Here is a 26579-nt window from a genome sequence, read left to right on the forward strand (position 1 = left end):
CTATTATGAATAATGAGCAGAAGGAGAAGGCGGAAATGAACAGCAAAGCCCGTACAGCATATGCCCCGCCGGCTTCCAGGTGGGAGCAGCTGAAGACTGAGATTAAAGCGGCTGCCCCGCAGCTAGGAATTGATGATGTCGGGTTCACTACGGCTGAGCCCTTTTTATATTTGAAGAATATTCTTCAGGATCACCGGGATAAGGGCTATGAGTCCGGCTTTGAGGAGCAGGATCTGGATAAGCGGACGGTACCGGCCCTGAAGGATGGTACGGCTATGTCCATCATTGCCATAGCGGTAGCTTATCCTTCCAAAATGGAGAATCCGCCAAAGTCAGAGCCGGGGGAGCGTAGGGGCATACTTGCCCGCGCCTCCTGGGGAAGGGACTATCATATGGTCCTCCGCGAAGCACTGGCCAAGCTTGAAGCTTTTATCCGTGAACGCGTGCCTGATGCATTGCTTGAGAGCATGGTTGATACCGGTGTACTGGTTGACCGTGCGGTAGCGGAGCGGGCCGGAATCGGCTTCAGCGGAAAAAACTGTGCCATTATCTCCCCGGAATGGGGCTCATGGATTTATCTTGGAGAGATGATTACGAACATTCCGTTTCCTCCCGATAAGCCTGTAGAGGACGGCTGCGGAGACTGCACTAAGTGTATTGATGCCTGTCCTACCGGGGCGCTTGTGGGACCGGGACAGCTCAATGCGCAGGCGTGTATCTCTTTCCTTACGCAGACGAAGGGCTTTTTGAGTGAGGAATATATGACCAAGATCGGGAACCGCCTGTACGGCTGTGATACCTGCCAGATTGTCTGTCCCAAGAACCGGGGCAAGAACTGGAACCACCGTCCCGAGCTACAGCCTGATCCTGAGGTGGTCAAGCCGCTGCTGATGCCGATTCTTGATCTGAGCAACCGGGAGTTCAAGGAGAAGTTCGGCCTGAGCTCGGCAGCCTGGCGGGGCAAGAAGCCGATCCAGCGCAACGCGGTTATTGCCCTCGGGAATTTTAAGGAGACAACTGCTGTACCGAAGCTGACAGACATTGTGCTGCGTGAATCCCGTCCGGAGATGCGCGGCACGGCAGCCTGGGCCCTGGGCAAAATCGGCGGCGCTGAGGCGCTGGCGGCTGTAGAGCAGGCGCTTGAGCGGGAAGAGGACAGTGTGGTGCGGGAGATGCTGGGCCGGGCGCTGGACAGGCTGCAGAAGCAGGGGGAGACAGGCAATGAATAAGCCCGGTATAGCTGCAGGAACTGCAGCGGCGGTATATTACAGCGGGATGGAATCGCTGATCGGCCCTCTGACTCTGTATGCAACAGAACGGGGGCTGTGCCTGATCGAATTCGGCGCGTTCGAAGAGAAGCGCGGGCAGGCAGAGCAGTGGCTTGCTGCACAGCTTGGCAGCGTGGAGCTGTTGCCGGGTGAGGAGCAGCTTGCCGGGGTGAGGCAACAGCTTACTGAGTATTTTGAAGGACACCGCAGGGACTTCTCTCTGCCGCTGGATATGCGCGGGACCCCGTTTCAGCTGCAGGTATGGGCAGCGCTGCGCAGTATTCCTTACGGCGAGTCTGCATCCTATAAGGATATCGCGCAGGCAGTAGGGAACGTAAAGGCGGTCCGTGCAGTCGGCGGTGCCAATAACCGTAATCCGGTTCCTGTGATTGTCCCCTGTCACCGTGTCATTGGAGCGGCTGGTGCGCTCGTCGGCTATGCCGGAGGGCTGGGGATCAAGCGCCGCCTGCTGGAGCTGGAGGCAGGGGAGTCAGCCCGTGATGGAGCCGGTATTTATCTCTTTTAATTAAAGGGATTTACCAATTGCTGTGCTGATGTTGAAATGCTATGATAGAATCGCGTGCCCAAGCGGGTAATGCGGACAATTGAGTATAAAGGTGGATTAAAGATGGATATTGCGTTGCCTATTATTACGCTTGTTGTAGGTCTGATCGGCGGATTTGCCATTGGTGTATTCTATCTGCGCAGACAAATGACAACGATGCAGAATGATCCGGAAATGCTTCAGAAAGTGGCTAAGCAAATGGGCTATAACCTTAACGGCAAACAAATGCAGCGTGCCCAGCAGATGCTGAAGAATAACGGCGGACAGCCGGGACGGCCTGCTCCGGCAGCCAGACAGAAACCGGGCCGCAAGGGCAGATAATAGGTTCTCGTTATAAATAATTATAGATACGGGGACGAAAGGGGGAGGCTTCATGGGGGGCATCAAGGAATATGTGAACGGTAAGGTATCTGTGAACCGTGAGCAGATCGAGTACCACGTTGCGAAAATATTGGAGTTAATCGGTGAAGACACCGGCCGTGAAGGATTGCTGGAAACGCCGGCACGTGTCACGCGGATGTACGAGGAGATCTTTGGCGGTTATTCAATAGATCCCCGCGAGGCGCTCGGCGTTACATTTGATGAGTCTCATGAAGAGCTGGTTATTGTAAAGGATATCGTCTATTACAGCCAGTGTGAGCATCACATGGCCCCTTTCTTCGGCAAGGTGCATATCGGCTACGTGCCAAGCGGCCGGATTGCCGGGCTTAGCAAGCTGGCCAGGCTGGTGGAAGCGGTGAGCCGGCGCCTGCAGGTACAGGAGCGTATCACAGCGCAAATTGCCGACATTATGGCAGAGGTGCTGAGTCCGCACGGCGTGATGGTTGTGGTAGAGGGAGAACATCTGTGCATGTGCGCCCGCGGGGTGAAGAAGCCCGGCAGCAAGACGGTGACCATGGCGACCAGAGGCAGCTTCCGTGAAGATGCTGCAGCGCGTGCAGAATTCCTGGCCTTGATCAAAGAATAGAATGGAGCAGGCTGCAGGTCCGCTCCGGACATAGAACAAGCCCGTTCAGCACTCCGGTGTTGAACGGGCTTGTTTTTGCTTGGCCTAGCCGGCAGCTTAAGCCTATTTGCGGTGCATGCAGCTTAATAAGGCTGCCACATCAGCTTACGGGCGGCGGCGTAACGCTCGGAGACATACGGCCAGTTGACAACCTTCCACCAGTCTTTAATGTAATCGGCCCGGTTATTCTGGTGTTTAAGATAATAGGCATGCTCCCAGACGTCAAGCGCCAGCAGCGGGACAACATCCCACTGTGACAGATTCTGATGCTTCTCGGCAGTCAGGATTTCCAGCCTGCGGCTGCGCGGGCTCCAGACCAGCAGGGCCCAGCCGCCGCCCTCCACCTTATTGGCTGCCTCAGTAAACTGGTTCTTGAAGGCATCGTAGCTGCCGAAGCTGCGTTCGATGGCATCCAGCAAGGCCCCCGTCGGGCGTCCCCCGCCCTGTGGAGACATGACATTCCAGAAGATCGTATGCAGGTAATGGCCTGCCCCGTTAAAGGCAAGCTCCCGCTCCCAGTGCTTAACCAGATCGAAATCGCCGCTCTTGCGGGCCTCAGCCAGCTTGAGCTCAGCCTTGTTCAGTCCGTCTACATAGCTCTGGTGGTGTTTGTCATGGTGAATGACCATCGTCTTTTCGTCAATGTAAGGCTCCAGCGCATTATAGGGGTAGGGAAGCGGGGGAAGGGTATGGCCGCCGATCGGGACCGAGCCCGGCTCACGCAGCTCCGGCAAGGAAGTTCCGAAGGCGGGAGGCTCAAGGGCTCCCCTGGCTTCAGCCCTGCTGGCAGGCTCCAGCAGCTCGGGGTGGTCAATAGCCGCTTCCCTCATCATTCCGGAAATTTGGCCCGGAGCGCTCAGCGACCCTAGAACAGCCAGAAAATACTCAGACTCCCGGATAATATGCAGGATAACTATGCCGGCCAGGGGCTGGGCTTTAACCGCAGGGCTGGCTTCCCGCAGAGCGTAGAGCTGGCGGATGAATTCGCGGGACTGGCCGCAGGCGGTGTGAACAAGCTGTCCGGTATCGCCGGCAAGCCCGGTGTGTCCGCCCGGGGGTGGACCCAGAGAGACCTCCAGCAGCCTTCGTGCAGCCTGCTCTGCGGCGCCGAAGACGACAGCCCACTCGTCCAGCAGCTTAACGTAGGGCTCCTCCAGTGCAGGAACAATCCCTTTGATAACCTCGGTATGCTCCTTCTCCTGGGTTTTCCAGAATATAATCTCCTCAAGAATACGCGCAGGCAGCAGCGGCCCGTATACATACAGCATTGCTCGCAGACCTCCTGTCTTAGCTCAATAACGGTTCATTATATGAGCCGGGAATTGAGAATATGAGAAGGAACAAAAAACGTGCAGGCCGGTAGAATACCGGCTCTGCACGTTTCCTCTTAATGCTGATTATTCATTTGCTTGCAGCCCGGATTCCGCCTTCCTCCTGCGAATCAGCGAGCTGTACATTGCCGAGAAAAGCAGAGACACGGCGCAGATATTCGCGGGGATGCTCGCGGAACAGCAGCTCATGGTGGCTGTCCTCAATAATCCAGGAGCCGGAATAAGGATTGCTCTGGTTGGCCGCCAGCTCCTCGGCAATCGGATAAGGCGCCTTGTCATCCTTAGTGCCGTGCATGAACAGGATCGGGAAGGAATAATCCTCCTTTTTAACTTGGCTGTAAGGAATCTGATTCAGTCCCGTTCCGTTCAGCACAGGGAACAGAAGCTCCATAATTTCCAGGGAGGGCTGGCGCGGCAGATCAATATTCTGCTTGATATTATGATAAAGGGTATCCGGCTCCAGCAGGAACGTGCTGTCCAGAATCATGGCATCAACGTCCTCTGTTACAAGCCCGGCCTGAAGCGCAGTGCCCGCACCCATAGAGAAGCCCCATACGACAATCTCACGGGCCCCCCGCTCCTTGGCAAAATTAATAGCGCCGAGCAGCTGCTGGGATTCCTTTTTGCCGCCGGTAGCAATGTCCTTGTTAACCTGCGCGGCGAAGCCGTAATCGAACATGACGACATTAAAGTTCAGGCTATGCGCATAATGGGCCAGATCATACATGGGCACCCAGGTCTCTTCGCGGTTCGCCCCGTAGCCGTGGCTGAACACGATGGTCTTGGTTGAGCCTTCAGACGGGATATACCAGCCCTGCATCGTGCGGCTGCCGTCAAGCGCCGGGAAGTTTACATCCTCATATTCCAGCCCCTTGGCAATCATAGGCGTAGAATAGAGCGGGGCTACCGTCGGATTGGACAGCACCCAGGCGATATAGGCATGCAGTGCAATGAAACAGAAAACAAAGAAGAAAAAGACCGATAGCAGCAATGCTACAACAATATGCTTAAAACGGATCATCCGCAGTGAAATCTGATGTGCTGCATCCGGCTTGTGCTTATCAGGCTTGTGTGAGACCGGCGGGCCGGTACGGAGAGTTGCCAGATCCATATTGTCCACTCCTAAAAAAATAATTCATATGTTTAATCGTAGGTTGCAGACCCTGCAAAGTCAATGAATTCGCCGCTTTTGTAATGTAAATGTAAAGTGGGCCCCAGGCTTTTCCGGCCCCTTTATTATGCTGGACTTTCCCTGGACTTTTGCTCTAAGATAGAATTGACTATGTAGAATAATGTAACCGGGTTTCATTTAATGAAACAGGTAAGGGGAGAATAACGTGGAGGACCGTAAACTGACTGTCCGCGCTGTGGAAAGGGCGCTCGATATATTGCTGTGCTTTACCCGTGATAGTGATCTAAGCCTTACGGAGATTGCCGGAAGGATCAATCTGCACAAAAGTACAGTACACCGTCTGCTGACAACACTTGAGGAAAAAGGATTCCTGCTGCGCAATGAAGCGACGGATAAATACCGGCTTGGCATCCGGGTCTGGGAGCTGTCCACCCATCTGCCGACGCTTGATGAACCGGCGGTGCTGCTGCTTCCGGCAATGGAGCGGCTGCGCGACCGGCTTGGAGAGACAGTCAGCCTGTATCTGCGTGATGATCTGGAGCGTGTGCGCATCCAGGCTGTACAGAGTCATCAGGCAATCCGCCGTGTGGCGCAGATTGGCGCCCGGCTGCCGTTGTCCGTCGGTGCCTCCAGCAAGGTACTGGCTGCCTATGCGCCGTCTGAGGTTCAGGTGCGCCTGCTGGCCGACCCCTCCTGGCCGGAGAGTGTGGACCGCAGTCTTTATCTGGAGCAGCTGAGAGAGATTACACGCCGGGGCTACGCAACCAGCTTTGAGGAGCGGGAATCCGGCGCGGCTGCAGTAGCGGTGCCGATTGTCGGACGCAGCGGCAAGGTGGTAGCGGCGCTGTCTCTTTCAGGGCCCGTCAGCCGGCTGTCACAGGAGACCCTGCAGCAATATGCTGTCATTCTTGCGGAAAATGCTGCGGAAATGGGTCTGATGATCGGCTGAGGTGAAATGCGCAAACTGCCCTTATAATCGTTATGGAAGCGGTTAAATAGGGTATATAAAAGTAAACGTCAGTCAAAACCGGAGTGATATGGAAAAAGGAAATGATATCCATCGGTTTAGTGGGCTGGCGTTTTTTTATACTAACTGAAAAATTGTATCTGCGCCCAAAATGAACTATGATAAAAAGCTATATATAGAAAAGTAGGAAGTGGAAATTTGCGCATATATAAGTTCATTGTTAAATCCGGGCAAGGGGTGATTCTATGATTGCGGCAGTGCCAGACACATTGATGGAAGAGATTCAGCAGCTGCAGGATACGTTCAGTGCAGCTGCGGATCAGGCTATCGTGCTTACGGACCGGGAGGGAAAAATGATTACCTCCCCCACAACTCCGGCCAGCTTCTCCAAGGAGCTGCTGGAATTCCTGCAGAGCGCATCCCGCGGCTTTGACCAGCTGCTGCACCGGCTGGAGGAGTTAGATGATTCTGCCGTCATGGAGTGGGTTCCCGGACTAAAGTATGTTCTTACTCCGCTGGATGCAGGCTATGGCCAAGTCTACTATTTATGGTCAGGGCTCTATATGGAGCAGGGAACCAAAGCTCAGGTGCTGGACATGTTTGAAGCACGGATGCAGGAGCATCCTGCCTACAGCCGGCTGATATCCGGTCTGCGTGCCACTCCGGAACTCTCCCGGGAGCGGATCGCTGAAATCAGGAAGAGCTTTACCACGCTTGCGCGTATTATGTGCAGGCTGCTGGCCGGATGGGTGATGAAGCCGCAGAAGGAACAGGATAACCGGCTCATCAGCTCTCTCCTGGAGCAGCTGGAGACGGATTTCCTGGACATTGATGCTGTGCTGCGGCTGCTTGCCGCAACGGGAGACGGCCTGTATGCCTTTGCCCGTGAGACGGATAAAGGAATATTTAGAATTGACCACGCTGCAGGCAAAGAGGGGCAGCTGCTGCTGAATGCGGTTTTCCGGCAGGGCGAAGGGTTTATGGGCCAGGCTATTCTCGGCAAAGAGCCCCGGCACTGGCGGGAGATATCCAAGGATCCGGGAACCCTGTTTTTTACCGGACTGGGCATGGAGCCTCCGGATTATTTATCCTGCTATCCGGTTCAGACCGGCAATGAACAGCGTGCTCTGCTGCTTGCAGCCGGTGCGGCCGGAAGCCGGCGGGAAGGCGGAGAGCGGCAGGAGCAGATGATTGCCTCACTGCTGGGCATATCCCGGCGGGGGGAGCAGCTGCTGCACCGGGCACAGCTTGGCGCGGAAGGCGCGCTGCGCCTCAAGGAAGCGGCATTGGAGCTTCAGCGTGCCGGATCGCTCCGGGAGCTGGGGACAGTGCTGCTTGATGTGGTGACAGGGCTGCCTCTTTCGCCTTCTTCGGTACTGGTGCATTTTCAGAACGGGGAGCATTCCGCCCATACATACTGCGCGAGAGGCTGGGCAGCTGAGCCGGAGGATTATTATGTCAGGGAGCTGCAGGCCCGTTATTCACCCCAGTCCTTTCTGTCATCCGCTATAATACACGAGGACGGTGCCGGGCAGGTGCTGCTAGAATGTCCATTATTGTCGGGAAATGGATTCAAGGGTGTGCTCGCGGTGGGATTCAGGCAGCGGGGAGAAGCTGAGCAGTGGTTAACCCTGCTGGAAACGATTGCGGAAATGGCCGGTGCGTCCATCTGCCTGATCGAGAAAGACAGCAGATACTCCAGACAGTCAGAGGTGTTATTGACTAACTTCCGCGAATTTCTTCAAATAAATAGTCCGCAGCTCTATTATTGTTCCCTTGATGCCTCAGAGCTGGCAAGCGGCTTCGCCCGCTATCTGGAGCACACGGAGGCTGAGGCTGGTTTGCTGCGGCGGGCCTGTCTGCTTGCCCCGTTCCGCAGTGATCTTTTGGCTGAGTATGGATTCTTTGACAGGGAGCTTGAGCTGCTGGAGGCAGCGGACCAGCTGCGGTCACAGCGGCTAGCGCTTGATAAGCCGGAGCTGCCGGGGCCAGCGAAGCTGCTTGTGCTTGTTCTGCAGCATACGGGCGGACAGGCGGACCGCAATCAGCCTGCCGGCCAGCAGCAGAAATGGATTGATCCGGCCAGGTTCTTAATGGAGCCTGATGTAGGCGCTGCTGCTGTTGAAGACAAGCTGCAGTCATCCTTTCAGCAGTTCCTGCAGAGCCGTACGGATTTACGCCCCAAGAAACGGGTAATTACGGGAGCGAGGCTGCTGGACAGTGCCGCACTGACCCTGCCCAAAGAGGAATGGGGCATTTCGCGGCGCGAGGAAGAGGTGCTTGAGCTGATTGTACAGGGCAAGACAAATAAAGAAATTGCCGGTGCCCTGTTTATCAGCGAGCATACTGTCAAAAACCATCTAAGCCGTATTTTCAGCAAAATGAATGTGACCGACCGCTCGCAGATTATTGCCCTTATATATAAGCGGATTCTTCATTCGGAGCGGATTGAGATTTGACAGGTCCGATAAATAAAACAGCCCCCGCTGCTTCTTCTGGAAGCAGCGGGGGCTGTTTTTATTTGGGTCCGGCCGGCAGGCCGGATTCAAGACGAATTATTCTACAGGCAGCGCTGTTTCTGAAGCAGTAGCGTCAGCCAGCATCTGGCGGAGCACCGTCTGTAGAATACCGCCATTGCGGTAGTAGTCAATATCCACTGTGCTGTCCAGACGGGCAATTACCGGGAATTCAAACTGCGTGCCGTCTTCACGGGTAGCTGTAACGGTAAGCTCCTGGCCCGGGAGCACATAGTTGTCGAGACCGGTAATGTTGAAGGTCTCGCGTCCGGTCAGGCCCATGCTGCTCCAGCCGTGGCCTTCCTGGAACTGCAGCGGGAGTACGCCCATGCCGACCAGGTTACTGCGGTGAATCCGCTCGAAGCTCTCGGCGATAACCGCCTTGACTCCCAGCAGCAGCGTGCCCTTGGCTGCCCAGTCACGCGAGCTGCCCGTGCCGTATTCCTTGCCGGCAATAACGACCAGATTCTGGCCGGCCGACTGGTACAGCATGGAGGCATCATAGATGGACATGACCTCCTCACTTGGCAGGAAGGTGGTCACACCGCCCTCTGTTCCCGGAGCAACCGCGTTACGGATACGGATGTTGGCGAATGTACCGCGCATCATCACTTCATGATTCCCGCGGCGTGAGCCGTAGGAGTTGAAGTCAGCGCGTTCCACGCCGTGGCTGCGCAGGTATTCCCCGGCAGGTCCGGATGTGGAGATATTACCTGCCGGTGAGATGTGGTCCGTTGTAACGGAATCGCCCAGCAGTGCCAGCACGCGTGCATTGGTAACATCCTTGATGTCGCCGATGCCGTCTGCCAGATTCTCGAAGAACGGCGGGTTCTGGATGTAGGTGGAATTGTCATCCCACTCATACAGCTCGCCTTCCGGTACTGGGATAGCGTTCCAGCGCTCATTGGCAGTGAACACATTCTCATATTTACGGCGGAACATTTCCGGACTGAGCGACAGGCCGATTGCTTCGCGGATCTCCGCGGAGGTTGGCCAGATGTCCTTCAGGAAGACAGGCTCTCCCTGCGGATCGTAGCCGAGCGGCTCAGTCTGCAGGTCGATGTTAACCGTACCGGCCAGAGCGTAAGCCACAACAAGCGGCGGTGAAGCCAGGTAGTTGGCTTTGACCTGGGCATGCACACGGCCTTCAAAGTTACGGTTGCCGGATATTACAGCGGCTACCGTCATATCATTGTCAGAGATGGCCTGGCTGACCTCATCCGGCAGCGGGCCGGAGTTGCCGATACAGGTCGCACAGCCGTAGCCGGCCAGATAGAAGCCCAGGGCTTCCAGCGGCTTCAGCAGATCCGCCTTCTCCAGGTATTCGGTAACGACAAGGGAACCCGGAGTCAAGCTGCTTTTTACATAACCCGGTTTAGTCAGACCGCGTTCAACAGCCTTCTTGGCGAGCAGTCCCGCACCAAGCATAACGCTTGGGTTGGAGGTGTTCGTACAGCTGGTGATGGCGGCAATAACAACGGCTCCGGTGCCCATCTTGCTCGTGCTGCCGTTCTTATGCTGAACCTCCACAACCTCTGCAATCTTCTCGTCGCTCAGGCTATAGCCGCCTTTGTCGACCGGTGTGCGGATAATACCTTCGAAATTCTCCTTCATATGCGACAGCTCAACACGGTCCTGCGGACGCTTAGGTCCGGCAAGGCTCGGAACAACCGAGGCCAGATCAAGCTCGATGACGTCGCTGAACTGCGGATCAGGTGTATCTGCAGTACGGAACATGCCCTGTGCCTTATAGTAATCACCGACCAGCTCAACCAGCTCATCCGGACGACCGGTGCTGCGCAGGTAAGCCAGCGTTTCTTCGTCTACAGGGAAGAAGCCGATGGTTGCCCCGTATTCAGGAGCCATGTTAGCAACTGTAGCGCGGTCAGCCAGACTGATATTGGCCAGACCCGGGCCGTAGAATTCGACGAACTTGCCGACTACGCCCTTCTTACGCAGCATCTGGGTAACAGTCAGGGCCAAATCGGTTGCCGTAGCCCCTTCCATCAGGCTGCCGGTAAGCTTGAAGCCTACAACCTCAGGTGTGACAAAATAAAGCGGCTGCCCCAGCATCCCCGCTTCAGCCTCAATCCCGCCGACACCCCAGCCGACAACGCCAAGGCCGTTGATCATGGTGGTGTGGGAGTCTGTACCGACAAGGGAATCCGGATAAACCACAGTTTCACCATCAACAGTCTTAGTGGCCGCGACAGAAGCCAGGTACTCCAGGTTGACCTGGTGGACGATTCCCGTTGCCGGAGGAACGGCGCGGAAATTGTTGAATGCAGTCTGTGCCCAGCGCAGGAAGCGGTAGCGCTCCTCGTTGCGTTCAAACTCTACATTCATATTGTATTCGAGTGCATCGGCCGTACCGAATGCATCAACCATGACGGAATGGTCAATAACAAGATCTACAGGAACAAGCGGATTAATCTTCTTCGGATCTCCGCCGGCCTTCTTAACGGTATCGCGCATGGCCGCCAGATCGACTACCACCGGGACACCGGTGAAATCCTGCAGCACGATGCGCGCCGGAATAAACGGGATTTCCTTGTTGCGGTCAATGCCGCCGGCCCAGCCGGCCAGCTGCTTCACATGCTCTTCGGTAATTGCCCGTCCGTCATACTGCCGGACAGCAGCCTCCAGCAGCACTTTAATGGAAAAGGGAAGTGAGGATATGTCGCCCACGCCCTGTTGTTCTAGGGAATTCAGATCATAGTAGCGGTAGAATTTGCCGCCTGATTCCAGGCTCTTGGACAGTGAAAAATGGTCCTTGCTTGGCATATATGCGCCTCCTTGTTTCATCTGATGAAACTCCATTTCATATTGCGTATAAATAAAGTATAACGGTTACATAGATGAGAGTAAAGTTTTTTTTGCTGCTTAATTCGCCCAGTTTTCCCTGCAGGACGGTTCATTTATCCGGCCTGCAGCATGTGAATTTGCACACAATGAGAGGAGTCTGCCGGAGTGCCGGCAACCGGCTGGAATACCAGAAGCAGAAGCCGGCCTGCCCCGTGCTATTTTACCCGTCATATGCCTGTTTCCGCCTGTATAGCATCACCTTTCCGCACATATATATAGGACAGCAGCCAAACAGGGAAAGGCGGTTATGAGATGGAGCAGGCGTGGAAAAAAAGTCTGTATGCTTATGTTGATCTACTGAATAAAGGCCGGGTCGCTCCCGCATATGCACAGGGCCAGGGTACCGTAAAGGATCTCCGGTTCCACAAATTGCAGGGGGAGCGTTCACGCCGGCTTGCACAATGGTATGAACGCCGCAGCATTACCCCGCTGCGCGGCGAGACCGGTGTCCGGACGCTGCGGACGGTGCGGCAGAATCCGGGTGAAATTGTAGCAGATGTGGCCCTGCACAGTGCACTCTATTATGAAAAGGGCGGAATCACGCACCGTGAGGATAAAATCGAATCCGAGCGGCTGACCTTTGTGCAGGCGGGGACCGGCTGGGAAATCGTAAATATTGAACGCAGTGTGCCTGAGCGAAGCTCCCAGCGCCGTACGGGGGAGGCGGAGCCGGCGCTGCGGCTGTCCAAATGGGGCGAGGTGCTGCCGGCCCCGCAGCCGTCACAGCCGCTGCTGAACCGCAGGATTCTGCGCGGAACCGCCGGCTCGAGAGAGGTGCGGTACCGTCGCGAAGAGGCGGCTGCCTATGCTGACCGGTGGTGGAAGGACGGCAATCCGGAGTTTGAGGTTTTTGACGTTGACTGCACCAATTACGTCTCCCAATGTCTCTTTGCAGGGGGAGCGCCTATCAACTATACTGGTAAAAGAGAAACGGGCTGGTGGTACAAAGGCTATAACGGGGCCCAGGAATGGTGGAGCTTCAGCTGGGCTGTGTCGAACAGCCTGGAGCGGTATCTGAGCAGCCAGCGCAGCAGCGGACTCCGTGCCGAAGCGGTGGAGCGTCCGGACCAGCTCAGCCTGGGGGATGTCATCCTGTACGACTGGGACGGCAACGGCCATTTTCAGCACAGCACCATTGTCACCGCCTTTGATGCGGATGGAATGCCGCTTGTGAACGCAAGGACGGTATCAAGCAGACACCGCTATTGGGATTATCGGGATTCCTATGCATGGACCGACAGAACGGCCTACCGTTTTTTTCATATTAATGACTACTTATAATTCAGAAAGAGGTTAGGGCATGGGGAACACGAAATGTACCGTAGGACTGGTGTACGGGGGCAAATCCGGTGAGCATGAGGTTTCGCTGCAGACGGCATTTGCGGTCATGAACGCTTTTGACTACGATAAATATGAGATTATTCCTTTTTATATTTCCAAACAGGGACTGTGGAAGGTCGGAGAGACCCTCGGCGCCCCGTACAGCAGAATCGAGCAGCTTAAGCTGGAGGGTCCGGCGGGCGATATGGGGATGGCGCTGAATACCGTATTCAGCGGGCTGAGCGGGGAAGGTCCTATTGTCGATGTGATGTTCCCGCTGCTCCACGGTACGAACGGTGAAGACGGCACCATCCAGGGCCTGTTCGAAATGGCTAACATCCCTTATATCGGCGCGGGCGTTCTGGCATCTGCCGCAGGTATGGATAAGGTTGTAATGAAGAAGCTGTTCGGTGAAGCGGGGCTTGAGCAGTGCGAGTATTGCTATTTCAGCGCCGCAGCCTGGAAGCGCAAGAGCCACGAGCTGATCGTCGGTGTGGAGGATAAGCTGGGCTACCCGGTATTCGTCAAGCCGGCCAATCTTGGATCAAGCGTCGGCATCTCCAAAGCATCGGATAAGGAGAGCCTGATCAAGGCTGTAGAGTTCGCTCTCCGGTATGATACAAAGGTGATTATTGAAGAGTTCGTGGATGCCCGTGAGGTGGAGGTAGCCGTACTGGGTAATGAAGAGCCCGAGGCATCGGTTCCGGGTGAAATCGTCTCTTCCGGTGAATATTATGACTATGCAGCCAAGTACATCGACGGCAAGTCGCAGATGCTGATTCCCGCTCCGCTTGACCCGGAGGTGGCTGACCGTCTGCGCGAGGCGGCGCTCCAGGCCTTCCGGGCGATTGAAGGCAGCGGCATCACGCGTGCGGACTTTTTCCTGCGCAGGTCTGACAACAAGATTCTGATTAATGAAGTGAATACGATGCCGGGCTTTACGCCCTTCAGCATGTATCCGCTGCTATGGCGTGAGACAGGCGTCTCTTATCAGTCGCTGCTGGACCGTATGGTTGAGCTGGCGCTGGAGCGCTACCAGTTCAGACAGAGCCTCAAGTACGACAACGAATCATAAAATCTAAAGCGTGACGGCGGATCAGATCCGGCCGGGAAGGAGAATCGTAAGCAATGGGATTTCTATCGGAATTCAATTCAGTCTGCAAGTTCAAGAACGAGCAGGAGCTATACGAACTGCTGGAGTACGGACGCACCAAGATGGTTAAGCAGGGCTTCCGCGTCTACCCGACCGGCCAGAAGGTTATTGCATATACACCGGAGAACGTGGCAGTGGCGATTGTAAAGATTTCAGCCTCCATCGCCGAGATTAATTTTCAGGGCAATGAGGTTACTGCGGTGGAGATGGATCTGGTGCGCAGGCTGAATGAGGAAGAGTCGCGGGTGCAGACTGCACTGGCCTATGAGATGTTCTTCGGGGAAGAAAAATGATTGTCCGCTTCGGTTATGTGGCCATGTCAACCGTCATCAAAGACTGCTCGCCCTCCAAGACCATGACCATGGCCAGCTTTAATAAGCTGGGCGACCGCGAGGCAGGGCTGCGGCGGCTGGAGCAGATTGCCAGGATGAATCTGCACAACACGCTGCGTCTTCTTAAGCATAATGTCGGCTCGGATATTAAGGTCTACCGGCTGACCTCAAAGCTGATTCCGCTCTCGACCCATCCCGACTTGCAGGACTGGAACCCTTTTGCAGCGCTCGCCGGGGAGTTTGCCGAAGTCGGGGAATATATTAAAAAGCACGGACTCCGGGTCTCCTTTCATCCGGATCATTTCACGGTGCTGAGCACGCCCCGCCCGGAGGTGCTGGCCAGCTCCATCCGTGATCTGCAGTATCATACGGACATGCTGGATGCCCTGGGGCTTACGGCGGCTGCGAAGAATAACATCCATATCGGCGGAGCCTACGGGGACAAGCCTACTGCGGCGGAACGCTTCAAGTCGCATTTTGCCGGGCTGCCGGCGAGGCTGCAGGAGCGGATAACGCTGGAGAATGACGACAAGACGTTCAATGCCGCGGAGACGCTTGCGGTGTGCCGCAGCCTGGGCCTGCCGATGGTGCTGGATATTCATCACCAGTGGGTGAACAACGAAGGCGAGCTCCCGTGGGAGCTGTGGCCGGATATTCTGGATACGTGGAAAAGCAGGCTGGCACTGACCGATGTTGCACCCGGTGAGGTGCTGCCGCCCAAAATCCATGTCTCCAGCCCGCGCAGCCCGTCTGATCCGCGCAGCCACGCAGACGGGGTGGAGCCGGCGCCGCTGCTTGCTTTTCTGAAGCGGATTGCTGCCGATACGCCTGCTGTAGATGTAATGATCGAGGCGAAGCTCAAGGACGGGGCACTGTTCAGCCTGATGGATGCCATGAAGGAGCTGGCGGAGGCCGACAACGGAATTACCATCCTTAACGGGGCCAGTATCAATGTCGAGCCGCAGGTTTGACTTGATAAGTGTTATGAAATAGGGTACGTTGAATGCAACTTAAGCAGCAGGAGTGTGCCTGCTTAACCGGCAGTGTTTCACGGGAGAGCGATCAAGTTCAAGAAAGCGGAGTGAAGAGATGAATCCTTTGAATTCTGACAAGCGGAATGAACGGGAGCCCTATGTGGTGACCAGCAAGGGCTATACGGCGGCGGCAATCAACGCTGCGGCCAAAGCGGGGGAATGGATCAAGAGCAGACAGGGACAGGTGAAGGAGCTGGGCAGCAAGACGTCGGCGCAGGATCTGGTAACTGAAGTTGATAAAGGTGTGGAGCAGATGATCCGGCGGCTGATCCTGACCCATTATCCCGACCATGCCATCCTTGGAGAAGAGGGGGTTACCCCTGGAGCGGATGCCGTTACAGCTGCCCTGGAGGAAGGTATCAAGCAAGAGTATTTATGGATTGTTGATCCGATAGACGGGACAACCAATTATGTGCACGGGTTTCCTTTTTACTGTGTGTCCATTGCTCTTGCCATCAACGGTGAGCTTGCAGTCGGTGTCATATATGATCCGGTCCGTGACGAGATGTTCGTGGCTGAGAAGGGAAAAGGCGCCTATATGCACGGGATTCCAACCGCAGTATCCAAGGAGACAGATCCCGGCTGCAGCCTTATAGCCATGGGATTCCCGCCGGACCGGACCTTTGCCCAGCCGGTGAATATGGCCGGCCTGCAGCATATTCTGCCGCAGATTCGCGGCGTCCGCGCCGGAGGCTCGGCTGCACTGCATCTGGCCTATGTTGCGGCAGGCCGGGTTGACGGCTACTGGGAGGTCGGTCTAAGCCCGTGGGACTGTGCGGCGGGTGTGCTGCTGGTGCTTGAGTCCGGCGGCAAGGTAACCGACACCCTCGGCAATCCTTACGATATCGGGACCCGGCATATCGTGGCAAGCAACGGCAAGATCCATGATTTCCTGGTTTCATCGCTTTCGGCAGCGGAAGCAACGGGATTTAAGCTTTAAGGAGGCAGGTACGGCATGGAAGATCATGATTTGGAGCGTAAGCTGAGTGAGATGCTGAGTGAAATGCTCCAGGAAGGCGAAATGGAGCAGGGTGACCGTACAGCCAAGGAGGTCCGCCAGATTTCACCCAAATATGAAATCCGGATCCAGACCACGCATGATCCGATTGTAGAAGAAACCCTGCGATACCGCAAAATCGCGAGTGAGCTGGATGACCGGTATGATAAATATCTGAAACGGGCCGGCTTCGGCGATCAGCTGCAGCCGGATAAAGGCGATAGCCCGGCAGGCGGGCCGAGAAGCGGACCATAATAGAACGGATTCTCAGCAAAGGAGCGGTTTCTCAATTAACGGGAAGCCGCTCCTTTGCTGCGGGCGGGCCAGATGATAGAATGGAATTATAATAATGTAGGAGGAGGACGATGCTGATGGCATGGAGAAAACTATGGGCCGCCGGAACAAGCGGCATGCTTCTGTTCACGCTGCTGCTTGGCCCGGGAACGAAACAGGCTGATGCCGCTGAGGCAGCTGCAGGACCGGGAACAGGGCAGGATGTCTTTCGCATCGTGGCACTCGGGGATTCCGTCACTGCCGGATATGAGCCGGGGATGACGGACCCGAATACAAAGCCATACGGATACGCAGAGCGGCTGCTGGAGCAGGGCTGGTATCATGGAAGAAGTGCTCTGAACAATTACGGAATCCTCGGATTAACCTCGGCGGGACTACTTAATTATACAGGAGCCATTAAGGCCGGCACTGTAACTACGCCTGACGGTATACAGGCAGGGCTGCCGGATCCGCGGATCAGCCAGTTCGCTGCACTTGCGCCGGCTATCCACACTGAGCTTGCGGATGCTGACCTGATTACCATTACGATCGGCGGCAATGATGTCAGCAGCCTTTTCCTGAATGTGAAGGAAATCGCTCCTGCTGATTTTGAAGCACAGCTGGAACAGCGCCTTGCGGCTTATGGTACCAATGTAAAGGCCGCCCTGGAGAACATCCGGGCTGTCAATCCTGCTGCAACCATACTGCTGGCTGATCAGTACCAGCCGGCTCCCAAGATTGCCTTAGGGACTAACTATGCTGCTCTGATGAGCGCTGCAGAACGGTTTACAGCAGTTGTGGACACCGTTACAGCCAGCCTGAATACAGCGGCAGCACCGGTATTAACTGCCCATGTTGCTGCAAGGTTCGCCGGAGTAGAGGGATCGCTGACCCATATTATTGGTTCGGGCGACCCTGATTTCCACCCAACCCAATTGGGCTATGAGAAGATTGCCCGGGTGTTTGCCGAGCTGGAGTGGGGGGAGTACCGTACACCATCAGCTGTAGCAATGACGGGCGCCGGGGCTGCAGCAGCTCCGATGTCGATTGTTGTTAAAGGGGTTGAGCTAAATACCCCGAATAAGCCGATTCTGAAGAACGGGCAGAATTTTCTGGCCCTGAAGGATATTCTGAATGCAGTAGGCGCCACCGGTAAATGGGACAACAAAACGTCCAGCGCAACCATCATTTACGGCGGGCGAACCGTGGTGATTACGATCGGCTCCAAATTTATCAAGGTTAACGGGGTGAACCAGGCCATTGATACCCCGGCATTTCTGCAAAAGGTGGGCAAAGAGGACAAAACCTATCTGCCGCTCGCTGCGCTCGCTACCGGACTTGGCTTTGATGTGAATTACAGCAGCAAGCTGCGGACTGCATTTATTAATCCATAACAGGTATTGCCTGACCGAATAACGGCCAAATCAGCTTAAAGAGCAAAGGTGGATGAATCTCGTTGTCTAGTACAAAATTCAAGGCAGACTATATCATAACCATGGATGATATTATCAGGGAAGGCGATCCTGTGCTCCGCCAGGTTGCCGAGCCTGTGAAGCTTCCGCTTGAAGCACAGGATCGTGAAGCGCTGAACTGCATGCTGCAGTTCCTTAAGAACAGCCAGGACCCGGAGCTGTCCGCCAAATACAAGCTGCGTTCCGGCGTAGGGCTGTCCGCGAACCAGATCGGCCTGCCGCAGCGGATGTTCGTGATGTACTCGAAGGATGAAAAAGGAAAAATCGTCGAGCATGCCTGGATCAATCCGCGGATTATCAGCCATTCGGTCTCCATGGTATACCTGCCTGAAAGTGAAGGCTGCCTGTCTGTAGACAGACCGGTGCACGGCTTTGTGCCCCGTTATGAGACAGTGAAGGTGAAGGGGTTTGATCTGGAGGGTAAGCCGGTTACCGTAAAATTTAAAGGATACCAGGCGATCATTATCCAGCATGAAATGGATCACCTTGACGGTGTTATGTTCTATGACCGGATCAATCAGGAGAATCCGTTCAAGCTGCCGCAGGATGTGGAAATCCGCAGCCTGTATGACCTGAAATAAGGAAACCCCCGCTGCCACCGGCAGCGGGGGTTTTTGTTCATTATTTGCTGAAAGCGCAGATTTACTTCTCTGCCGCCATAGCCTGGAAGGAGGCCTCAGCCGCCTCCAGCGTTGCATCGATGTCAGCATCCGTGTGGGCTGTGGTCAGGAACCAGGCCTCGTATTTGGACGGGGCAAGATTGATGCCGCGGCTCAGCATATGACGGAAAAAGCTGGCGAACAGCTCACTGTCCGTATCCTGCGCCTCATCGTAGTTGGTAATCGGATGCTCGCAGAAATGCGTTGAGAACGCGCCGCGGATGCGGTTGATCGTCAGCGGAATGCCGTGCCGGCCGGCGGAGGCCAGCAGCCCTTCTGTCAGTCGGATGGCCAGGCGCTCCATTTCATCATAGACGCCTTCAGCCCCAAGCACCTCCAGACAGGCGATTCCCGCCGAGATGGAAGCCGGGTTGCCGGCCATCGTTCCGGCCTGATAAGCCGGTCCGAGCGGAGCTACCTGCTCCATGACATGCTTGCGGCCGCCGTATGCGCCGATCGGCAGCCCGCCGCCGATGATTTTGCCCAGGGCGGTCAAATCGGGAGTAATATCCTCATGATTATCCAGTCCGGCATAGGTCTGGGTGGAGCCGTAGTGGAAACGGAACGCGGTAATAACCTCGTCATAGATGACAAGTGAGCCGTTATCATGCGCCAGCTTGCACAGCCCTTCCAAGAAGCCGGGCTCCGGCATAACCATTCCGAAATTACCGACAATCGGCTCTACCATTACTGCTGCCACATCTTCTCCCCACTTCTCCAGCGCTTCACGCAGCCCGTCCAGGTCATTGAAGGGAACGGTGATAACTTCCTGGGCAATGCTGGCCGGAACACCTGCGCTGTCCGGTATGCCCAGTGTGGAAGGGCCGGAGCCGGCGGCAACCAGCACAAGGTCGGAGTGGCCGTGATAGCACCCGGCAAATTTTACGATTTTGCTGCGCTTTGTGTAGGCGCGGGCCACGCGGATGGTGGTCATTACGGCCTCGGTACCGGAGTTGACGAAGCGGACCTTATCCATCGAAGGGATGGCCTCCTTAAGCATCTTGGCGAGCTTGATCTCAAGCTTGGTTGGCGTTCCGTACAGAATACCGTTCTGCGCGGCTTCCGTAATCGCTGCGGTAATATGCGGATGGGCATGACCGGTAATGATCGGACCATAGGCGGCGAGGTAATCAATATATTCGTTGCCGTCCTCATCCCAGAAGCGTGAGCCCTGAGCGCGTTCCATGAATACCGGAGCGCCTCCCCCGACGGCCTTGAAGGAACGGGACGGGCTGTTGACTCCGCCGACAATATGCTGAAGGGCTTCCTCATATAATTGCTCTGAATTACTGCGGTTCATTCTAATCATCCTTTCGTACTGATAGAGAATTTTAAGCTATTTGGAGTGCCATATGTAGCCCCGGGCAAGGGAACGGGCGAACAACGGGGAAATACCGCTGTCCGCCCGTCCATTGGCCGAGTGGTGAATTAATTTGCTGCTGCAGACGGGCTGCTCTCCGGAGAGGCCTCCGGCGTGGCTGTCGGCTCTGGGCCGGTCAGCGTGTCCTGCACGAACTGCTGCAGCTCCTCGGAGCTCTTGAAACCAATTACGGAAGCGCCGCCGCTGGTCGTTTCTTCTGTCAGCAGCTCCATAGGCGGAATCTGTACGCTGCCGCCCATAGAGCTGTCATAGCCGACAGTGCCGAGCTTCCACATATCATTCATATCCAGGTTGGTATCAATAAACGGAGTTACCTGGCCCAGAATGGAAGGCAGCTTGATAATCGAAGTTGTGCTGATCACCTTATCCGCCACGGCCTTCAGGAAGCCCCGCTGGCGTTCTGTCCGGGTGAAATCGGAGGTGGCGTCGTGACGGAAGCGCACGTACTGCAGCGCCATGCTGCCGTCAAGATGCTGGAAGCCTTTTTTAAGATCGATGTCGTATTCGGGTCCGTCGGCTATAGTCTTGTAGACCATGTCCTTCTCGACCTCATAATCAACACCTCCAACCGCATCTACCAGTGCTATGAAGCCCTGGAAATCGGTATAGACATAATATTGAACCGGAATACCGAGCAAGTCGCTTACAGTCTGCATTGCTACCTCGGGACCATGAGTAATAGCTGTGTTAATGCGTTCCTTATCGTACCCGGGAATGTCCACATAAGTATCGCGAAGGATGGAGAATACGTAGAACTTCTTCTTGAGCGGATCAAGGGACGCAACCAGCATCGTATCCGAGCGGGGAACTTCGCCTTTCTTCACACCGCGCGCATCGACGCCCATAAGCAGGATGTTAACAGGCTCGGTGCCTTCCCATTCAGGAGGCTGCACGACTTCAGCTGAAGGTGTAGGAACGGCTGCAAACGGTGAATCCTCTCCGGTCTTATGCAGGTTGTCCAGCTGTGTGTACAGGCTGGTGAAGTAGTAAGTGGCGCCGCCGGCAATCAGGAGAAATATAATAGCCAAAGTCCAGAGCAGCGTCTTCTTGTTTGACTTGCCGGCTTTTGCGTGCCGGTTCTTTCTTGGAGGCATTTCGTTCTTCCTTTCGCATTCACATTCTCTACATTATAATTTCTTTTAGGAATACAAGCAATTTCGGAATATTTCACCAAAATCTTTAGAATAATCCGAAAGTAACTAATTAGGAGTGATACACATATGACGAAAACCATCGAAATTGGGCAAGAAGTCCCGGATTTTACGCTTCCGGCCTCCACTGGCGGGGAGATCAGCTTAAGCGACTACCGCGGGCGCAGGGTGCTGCTCTATTTTTATCCGAAGAATATGACGCCTGCCTGCACACAGGAAGCCTGTGCATTCCGTGACGCCCATGATGAAATCTCCGCCCGGGGAGCGGCAGTGCTGGGCATCAGTATGGACAGCCTGGCTTCACACGGCAAGTTCACTGAGAAGAACAGCCTGCCGTTTCCGCTTTTGTCTGACGAAGATCATAGGGTATGCGAAATGTTTGGTGTATGGCAGCTCAAAAAGCTGTACGGCAAGGAATTCATGGGGATTGTACGCTCGACCTTCCTGATCGATGAACAGGGGAAACTGGCGGCGCAGTGGCGGAAAGTACGTGTTAAAGGCCATGTGGAAGCAACACTGGAAGAGCTGGTGAAATAGATAAGTATGCTGGTAATGATTTGAAATTGTCTGTAACATTTCTAACAGCCTTTATAAGGCGCTCTCATGATATAGTTGCCTCATATTACTTCAAATTTGGAGCAAGGCAAGGGGATGGCATGATGATGCGTATAGGGCTTGATGTCGGATCAACCACGGCCAAATTGGTTGTTATGGAACGGAATACCATTGTTTATCAGGATTACGTCAGACATTTCAGCGATATAAAAAAAGCTGCACTATCCCTGCTGTCCGCTGTCCGGGATAAATTTCCGGACAGAAAGGCTGCGCTGGCTGTAAGCGGTTCCTCAGGCATGTCCTTATCCAAGCTTGGCGGAGTTCCGTTTGTCCAGGAGGTTATCGCCTGCACCAAAGCAATCAGTGAGCTGATTCCAGAGTGTGATACGGCGATTGAGCTTGGCGGTGAGGATGCGAAGATTATTTATTTGAACGGCGGAATTGAGCAGCGGATGAACACTGCCTGTGCCGGGGGCACCGGGGCGTTTATCGACCAGATGGCTGCGCTGCTGCAGACAGATCCGGCCGGTCTGAACACGCTCGCGGAGAAGCATGAGCGGATCTATCCGATTGCCTCCCGCTGCGGGGTATTTGCCAAAAGCGATGTGCAGCCCTTGCTTAATGAAGGGGCACGGCGTGAGGATATAGCCGCTTCTATCTTCCAGAGCATCGTGAACCAGACGATCAGCGGGCTGGCCTGCGGACGCCCGATCCGCGGACGGGTGGCTTTTTTGGGCGGTCCGCTGACCTTCCTTCAGGTGCTGCGCGAATTGTTCGCAAAGACGCTGGGGCTTGAGGAAGGAGCGGTGCTGTTCCCGGAACGCTCCCAGTATTTTGTGGCAATCGGTTCGGCGCTGGCACAGGCGGAGCCGCTTATACTGCCGCTGGAAGAATGGATCTCCCGGATCGCCGCAGTCGATTTCAGGGCCGACCGTGCCGAGGACGCCGAGCTGCCGCCTTTATTCGGGACACCGGCAGAGCTTGCCGAATTCCGGCAGCGCCACGGGAAGGCAGCGGTCAAGCGTGCGGAGCTGGCGGATTACAGCGGGCCGTGTTATCTCGGAATCGATGCGGGCTCAACGACGACGAAGCTGGTCATAACCGGTGCCGGGGATCAGATCCTGTACACCTCCTACGGCAGTAACAAGGGGAATCCGCTGCAGTCGGTCAGCGATGCTCTTAAGGAAATCTACAGGCTGCTGCCGGAAGACTGCTATATTGCAGGCTCTTATGCTACCGGATACGGTGAAGGCCTGATTAAGGCTGCACTGCGGACGGACGGCGGAGAGGTAGAGACGGTGGCGCACTATAAAGCCGCCTCGAGGTTCATGCCTGAGGTTGATTTTATTCTCGATATCGGCGGCCAGGATATGAAGTGCATCAAGATCCGCGGCGGAGCAATCGACAGCCTGATGCTGAACGAGGCCTGCTCGGCGGGCTGCGGCTCTTTCCTGGAGAGCTTTGCTTCTGCGCTGCAGCTGGGCATCGCCGAATTTGCCCAGGCTGCGCTGGAATCAAGCAAGCCGGTTAACCTTGGATCACGCTGCACGGTATTCATGAACTCCAAGGTGAAGCAGGTACAGAAGGAAGGCGCTTCGCTGGCGGATCTTTCTGCCGGGCTGGCCTACTCTGTTATCAAGAATGCCCTGCAAAAGGTGATCAAAATCCGAAATAGCGACGATCTTGGGCGCAATATCATTGTACAGGGAGGAACCTTCTACAATGAGGCTGTGCTGCGGGCATTCGAGCTGCTGACCGGCAGAACGGTGGTAAGGCCGGATATTGCCGGAGTTATGGGGGCCTACGGCTGCGCACTGCTGGCCAAGGAGCAGGCCGTTCCCGGCGGGCTCAGCACTCTGCTCGGGCCGGAGGAGCTGGAGGCCTTTACATATCAGGTATCCCCGGGCCGCTGCAGCCTGTGCGTCAACAACTGTGCGCTGACGATCAGCCGCTTTCCGGATAAGAGCTTTCACGTAACCGGCAACCGCTGCGAACGCGGCGCCGGAGTCAAGAAGACCAAGAATACATTGCCTAATCTGATGCAGTATAAATACGAGCGGTTCTTTGATTACGAAGGGCTGCCGGAAGAACAGGCAGGCCGGGGCGTTGTCGGCATTCCGCGGACAATGAATATGTTTGAGAATTTTCCGTTCTGGCATGCTTTTTTCACGAAGCTGCGTTACCGTACGGTTCTGTCACCCAAATCAGGCAAAAAGCTGTACGAAAGCGGGATGGATACCATTCCTTCCGAATCGATCTGCTATCCGGCGAAGATGGCCCACGGTCATGTGCAGAGCCTGGTCGGCAAGGGTGTGGATTTTATTTTTTATCCGGCGGTGGTCTACGAGAAAAAGGAGGATGAGGCGGCTACCAACCACTTCAACTGTCCGGTGGTCGCTTCATATCCTGAAGTCATCCGCAATAATATGGACAGTCTGAAGGAAAGGGGAGTCCCGCTCGTCAGCCCCTTCCTGACCTTTGATGATATTTCCGCCCTGTCCAAAGGGCTGATGAAGACCTTCACAGACATTCCGAAGGATGAAATCATTGCTGCTGTTCAAGCCGGCCTGGCTGAAGCAGAGCATGCCAAAAAGGATGTGCGGACCAAAGGGGAGGAGACGCTGGCGTTCCTGAGCGCGACAGGCACCAAGGGCATTCTGCTCTGCGGACATCCGTATCATGCTGATCCCGAGATTAATCACGGCATCGCCGATATGATTACCGGCATGGGTCTTGCGGTGCTGACCGAGGACTCGGTCTGCCATCTTGACCGCAGCGAAGGGGATGTGGCTGTGGTCAACCAGTGGACCTATCATGCCCGCATGTACCGGGCCGCCCGGCTGGCCTCCACCCGTAAGGATCTGGAGCTGGTACAGCTCACTTCCTTCGGCTGCGGCATTGATGCCATTACCTGTGATGCTGTACAGGAGATTATGGAGCGGCACAACAAGGTGTACACCCTGATCAAGATTGATGAGATCAGCAATCTGGGGGCAGCCCGCATCCGGCTGCGTTCGCTGCTGGCGGCCATGCGTGAGCGCGAGAAAGGCGAAGTGCAGCCGCAGCTGCTATACAAAACGCAGGCCAATGTCACCTTCACCAAGGAAATGAGGGAGACCTACACCATTCTGTCCCCGCAGATGTCGCCGGTCCATTTCGAGCTGTTTGAACGCGTCTTCCAGGATGCCGGGTACCGGCTCAGGATTCTGGAGACAACCGGGCCGCAGGAGACAGAGGAAGGACTCCGATACGTCAATAATGATGCCTGCTATCCGGCAATAGTCACCATCGGGCAGATTCTGTCAGCCCTAAAGGGCGGAGACTATGACCTGAGCCGTACAGCGGTAATCATGTCACAGACGGGCGGCGGCTGCCGGGCGACCAATTACATATCTCTGCTGCGCAAGGCGCTCAAGGACTCGGGGCTGGGGCATATTCCGGTCATCTCGCTGAATGCCTCGGGCATGGAGAATCAGCCGGGCTTCAAGATCAGCCTCAAGCTGGCGAACCGGCTGGTTGCAGCAGCCTGCTACGGCGATCTGATGATGAGGCTGCTGCACCGGTTCCGGCCGTATGAGCAGATTCCGGGCAGCGCAGAAGCGCTCTACCGCAAAGGCATGGAGCGCTGCAAGGCCAGCCTGTCGACCTTCTCCTTCCGGGAATATAAACGGCTGGTCCGGGAGATTGTCGCCGATTTCAGCCGCCTGCCGGTATATGATTATGATAAGCCGAAGGTAGGTATTGTCGGTGAGATTCTGATTAAATTTCATCCGGATGCCAACAACCGGATTATAGAAATGATTGAGGCAGAGGGCGGCGAAGCGGTGATGCCGGATTTCCTGGACTTCATCTTCTACTGCATTTATAACCCGATCTATAAGGCAGAGCAGTTCGGCAAAAGCAGACGGCTTGGATACATCAACCCGATGCTGATCTCTTATCTGGAGATCTACCGCAGGCCGGTGAAGGTAGCGCTGGAGGAAGCGGGGCTGGCGAAGAGCCGTGAGAACATTTACGGGCTTGCCGAGAAGGCGAGCCGGCTTGTCTCGGTCGGCAATCAGATGGGCGAGGGCTGGTTCCTGACAGCGGAGATGATGGATCTGCTGGACAACGGAGTGGACAATATCGTCTGTATCCAGCCGTTCGCCTGCCTGCCGAATCATATCACCGGCCGGGGAAGCATCAAAGGGCTGAAGGAGCTGTATCCGGGAGCTAATATTGCGGCGATTGATTATGATGCCGGTGTCAGCGTGGTCAATCAGGCGAACCGGATCAAGCTGATGATGTCCATCGCAAGCGAGACGGTCAGCAGCACCAGGGCCAAGCAGCCGGCCGGCCGCATTAGCAAGCCGGTTAAGCTGGGCACCTTCAGCAGCGGGGTTTAGCCCGGCCGGTCTTGTTCCGGGAGGCTTTATCGGAAGACGGGGCTTTAATAATATTTAGTTGGATTTTCTTCAATAAAATTCACGATTGTATCCAGTTTCTAATGATTAGTTAGAAAAACGTTATTTATTTTGGGACGCCAACCTGTTTTGAGGTCAAAATCGCATGTTTAAGTGGCCTTTTTTCAACTAAATCCTCTCATGTGAACTTTTTGAATGA

18 protein-coding genes and 3 pseudogenes are annotated in these 26579 nt (G+C 55.3%); 16 read left to right on the top strand and 5 right to left on the bottom strand.

Annotation, left to right across the window (positions count from 1 at the left end; genetic code table 11):
* The first annotated feature begins 35 nt into the window (after positions 1–35).
* The 3 genes and pseudogenes from queG to folE all read left to right on the top strand — a co-directional run bounded on the left by queG (position 36) and on the right by folE (position 2800).
* Positions 36–1794: pseudogene (gene queG, locus R70723_RS02610) on the top strand (tRNA epoxyqueuosine(34) reductase QueG).
* Positions 1795–1896: 102 nt separating this feature from the next.
* Positions 1897–2154 (top strand): YneF family protein, encoded by a 258-nt coding sequence (locus tag R70723_RS02620; RefSeq protein WP_039869556.1) that lies wholly within the window; start codon positions 1897–1899, stop codon positions 2152–2154.
* 52 nt (positions 2155–2206) lie between these two features.
* Positions 2207–2800 (top strand): GTP cyclohydrolase I FolE, encoded by a 594-nt coding sequence (gene folE, locus R70723_RS02625; protein WP_039869558.1) that lies wholly within the window; start codon positions 2207–2209, stop codon positions 2798–2800.
* Positions 2801–2922: 122 nt separating this feature from the next.
* Here the strand turns inward: folE and R70723_RS02630 are convergent, their stop codons facing one another.
* Complete coding sequence (locus R70723_RS02630) at positions 2923–4107, bottom strand: Fe-Mn family superoxide dismutase (protein WP_039869560.1); 1185 nt, start codon at positions 4105–4107, stop codon at positions 2923–2925.
* Between the two features lie 133 nt (positions 4108–4240).
* Positions 4241–5281, bottom strand: a complete 1041-nt coding sequence (locus tag R70723_RS02635; RefSeq protein ID WP_039869561.1) for an alpha/beta hydrolase — start codon at positions 5279–5281, stop codon at positions 4241–4243.
* Positions 5282–5507: 226 nt separating this feature from the next.
* On the opposite strand from R70723_RS02635, the gene R70723_RS02640 reads away from it, so the two are divergent.
* From R70723_RS02640 to R70723_RS34350, 3 genes and pseudogenes are all read left to right on the top strand, one after another.
* Positions 5508–6251 (top strand): IclR family transcriptional regulator, encoded by a 744-nt coding sequence (locus R70723_RS02640; RefSeq protein WP_039869563.1) that lies wholly within the window; start codon positions 5508–5510, stop codon positions 6249–6251.
* Positions 6252–6541: 290 nt separating this feature from the next.
* Positions 6542–6988: pseudogene (locus tag R70723_RS34345) on the top strand (PocR ligand-binding domain-containing protein); the annotation flags it as partial.
* Positions 6989–8527: 1539 nt separating this feature from the next.
* A pseudogene (locus R70723_RS34350) lies at positions 8528–8728 on the top strand (response regulator transcription factor); the annotation flags it as partial.
* A 96-nt stretch (positions 8729–8824) separates the two neighbouring features.
* Here the strand turns inward: R70723_RS34350 and acnA are convergent.
* Entirely contained in the window at positions 8825–11569 is a 2745-nt protein-coding gene (gene acnA / locus R70723_RS02650; RefSeq protein WP_039869565.1) for an aconitate hydratase AcnA, read from the bottom strand.
* A gap of 333 nt (positions 11570–11902) precedes the next feature.
* On the opposite strand from acnA, the gene R70723_RS02655 reads away from it, so the two are divergent.
* The 8 genes from R70723_RS02655 to def all read left to right on the top strand — a co-directional run bounded on the left by R70723_RS02655 (position 11903) and on the right by def (position 18812).
* The gene (locus R70723_RS02655) at positions 11903–12931 is read left to right on the top strand and encodes an amidase domain-containing protein (RefSeq protein ID WP_039869567.1); all 1029 of its coding nucleotides are present in this window, start codon (positions 11903–11905) and stop codon (positions 12929–12931) included.
* A gap of 19 nt (positions 12932–12950) precedes the next feature.
* Entirely contained in the window at positions 12951–14045 is a 1095-nt protein-coding gene (locus tag R70723_RS02660) for a D-alanine--D-alanine ligase (protein WP_039869570.1), read from the top strand.
* 53 nt (positions 14046–14098) lie between these two features.
* Entirely contained in the window at positions 14099–14416 is a 318-nt protein-coding gene (locus R70723_RS02665) for a hypothetical protein (RefSeq protein ID WP_039869572.1), read from the top strand.
* Positions 14413–15426: a UV DNA damage repair endonuclease UvsE gene (uvsE, locus tag R70723_RS02670; RefSeq protein ID WP_039869573.1), complete on the top strand. Its 1014-nt coding sequence runs from the start codon at positions 14413–14415 to the stop codon at positions 15424–15426. Before R70723_RS02665 ends, uvsE begins: the two co-directional genes overlap by 4 nt.
* 118 nt (positions 15427–15544) lie before the next feature.
* Entirely contained in the window at positions 15545–16429 is an 885-nt protein-coding gene (locus tag R70723_RS02675; RefSeq protein ID WP_039869575.1) for an inositol monophosphatase family protein, read from the top strand.
* Positions 16430–16444: 15 nt separating this feature from the next.
* Positions 16445–16741, top strand: coding sequence for a hypothetical protein (locus tag R70723_RS02680; protein WP_039869578.1), 297 nt, complete (start codon positions 16445–16447; stop codon positions 16739–16741).
* Between the two features lie 116 nt (positions 16742–16857).
* The gene (locus R70723_RS02685; protein ID WP_231574814.1) at positions 16858–18153 is read left to right on the top strand and encodes a stalk domain-containing protein; all 1296 of its coding nucleotides are present in this window, start codon (positions 16858–16860) and stop codon (positions 18151–18153) included.
* Positions 18154–18254: 101 nt separating this feature from the next.
* Positions 18255–18812, top strand: a complete 558-nt coding sequence (gene def / locus R70723_RS02690; protein WP_039878169.1) for a peptide deformylase — start codon at positions 18255–18257, stop codon at positions 18810–18812.
* A 61-nt stretch (positions 18813–18873) separates the two neighbouring features.
* On the opposite strand, the gene R70723_RS02695 is transcribed toward def, so the two are convergent.
* Together R70723_RS02695 and R70723_RS02700 are read right to left on the bottom strand one after the other, a co-directional pair.
* Positions 18874–20190: a glutamate-1-semialdehyde 2,1-aminomutase gene (locus R70723_RS02695; protein ID WP_039869582.1), complete on the bottom strand. Its 1317-nt coding sequence runs from the start codon at positions 20188–20190 to the stop codon at positions 18874–18876.
* Between the two features lie 128 nt (positions 20191–20318).
* Positions 20319–21365: an LCP family protein gene (locus R70723_RS02700; RefSeq protein WP_047171005.1), complete on the bottom strand. Its 1047-nt coding sequence runs from the start codon at positions 21363–21365 to the stop codon at positions 20319–20321.
* A 126-nt stretch (positions 21366–21491) separates the two neighbouring features.
* Here R70723_RS02700 and bcp point away from each other — a divergent pair, with 126 nt between their 5' ends.
* Together bcp and R70723_RS02710 are read left to right on the top strand one after the other, a co-directional pair.
* Complete coding sequence (bcp, locus tag R70723_RS02705; protein WP_039869583.1) at positions 21492–21959, top strand: thioredoxin-dependent thiol peroxidase; 468 nt, start codon at positions 21492–21494, stop codon at positions 21957–21959.
* Positions 21960–22078: 119 nt separating this feature from the next.
* Positions 22079–26362 carry a 2-hydroxyacyl-CoA dehydratase gene (locus R70723_RS02710; protein ID WP_052421162.1) on the top strand — a complete coding sequence of 1428 codons (4284 nt, stop codon included), beginning with the start codon at positions 22079–22081 and terminating at the stop codon, positions 26360–26362.
* Positions 26363–26579: the final 217 nt, after the last annotated feature.

It is taken from the genome of Paenibacillus sp. FSL R7-0273 (assembly GCF_000758625.1).
GTDB lineage: Bacteria > Bacillota > Bacilli > Paenibacillales > Paenibacillaceae > Paenibacillus_AQ.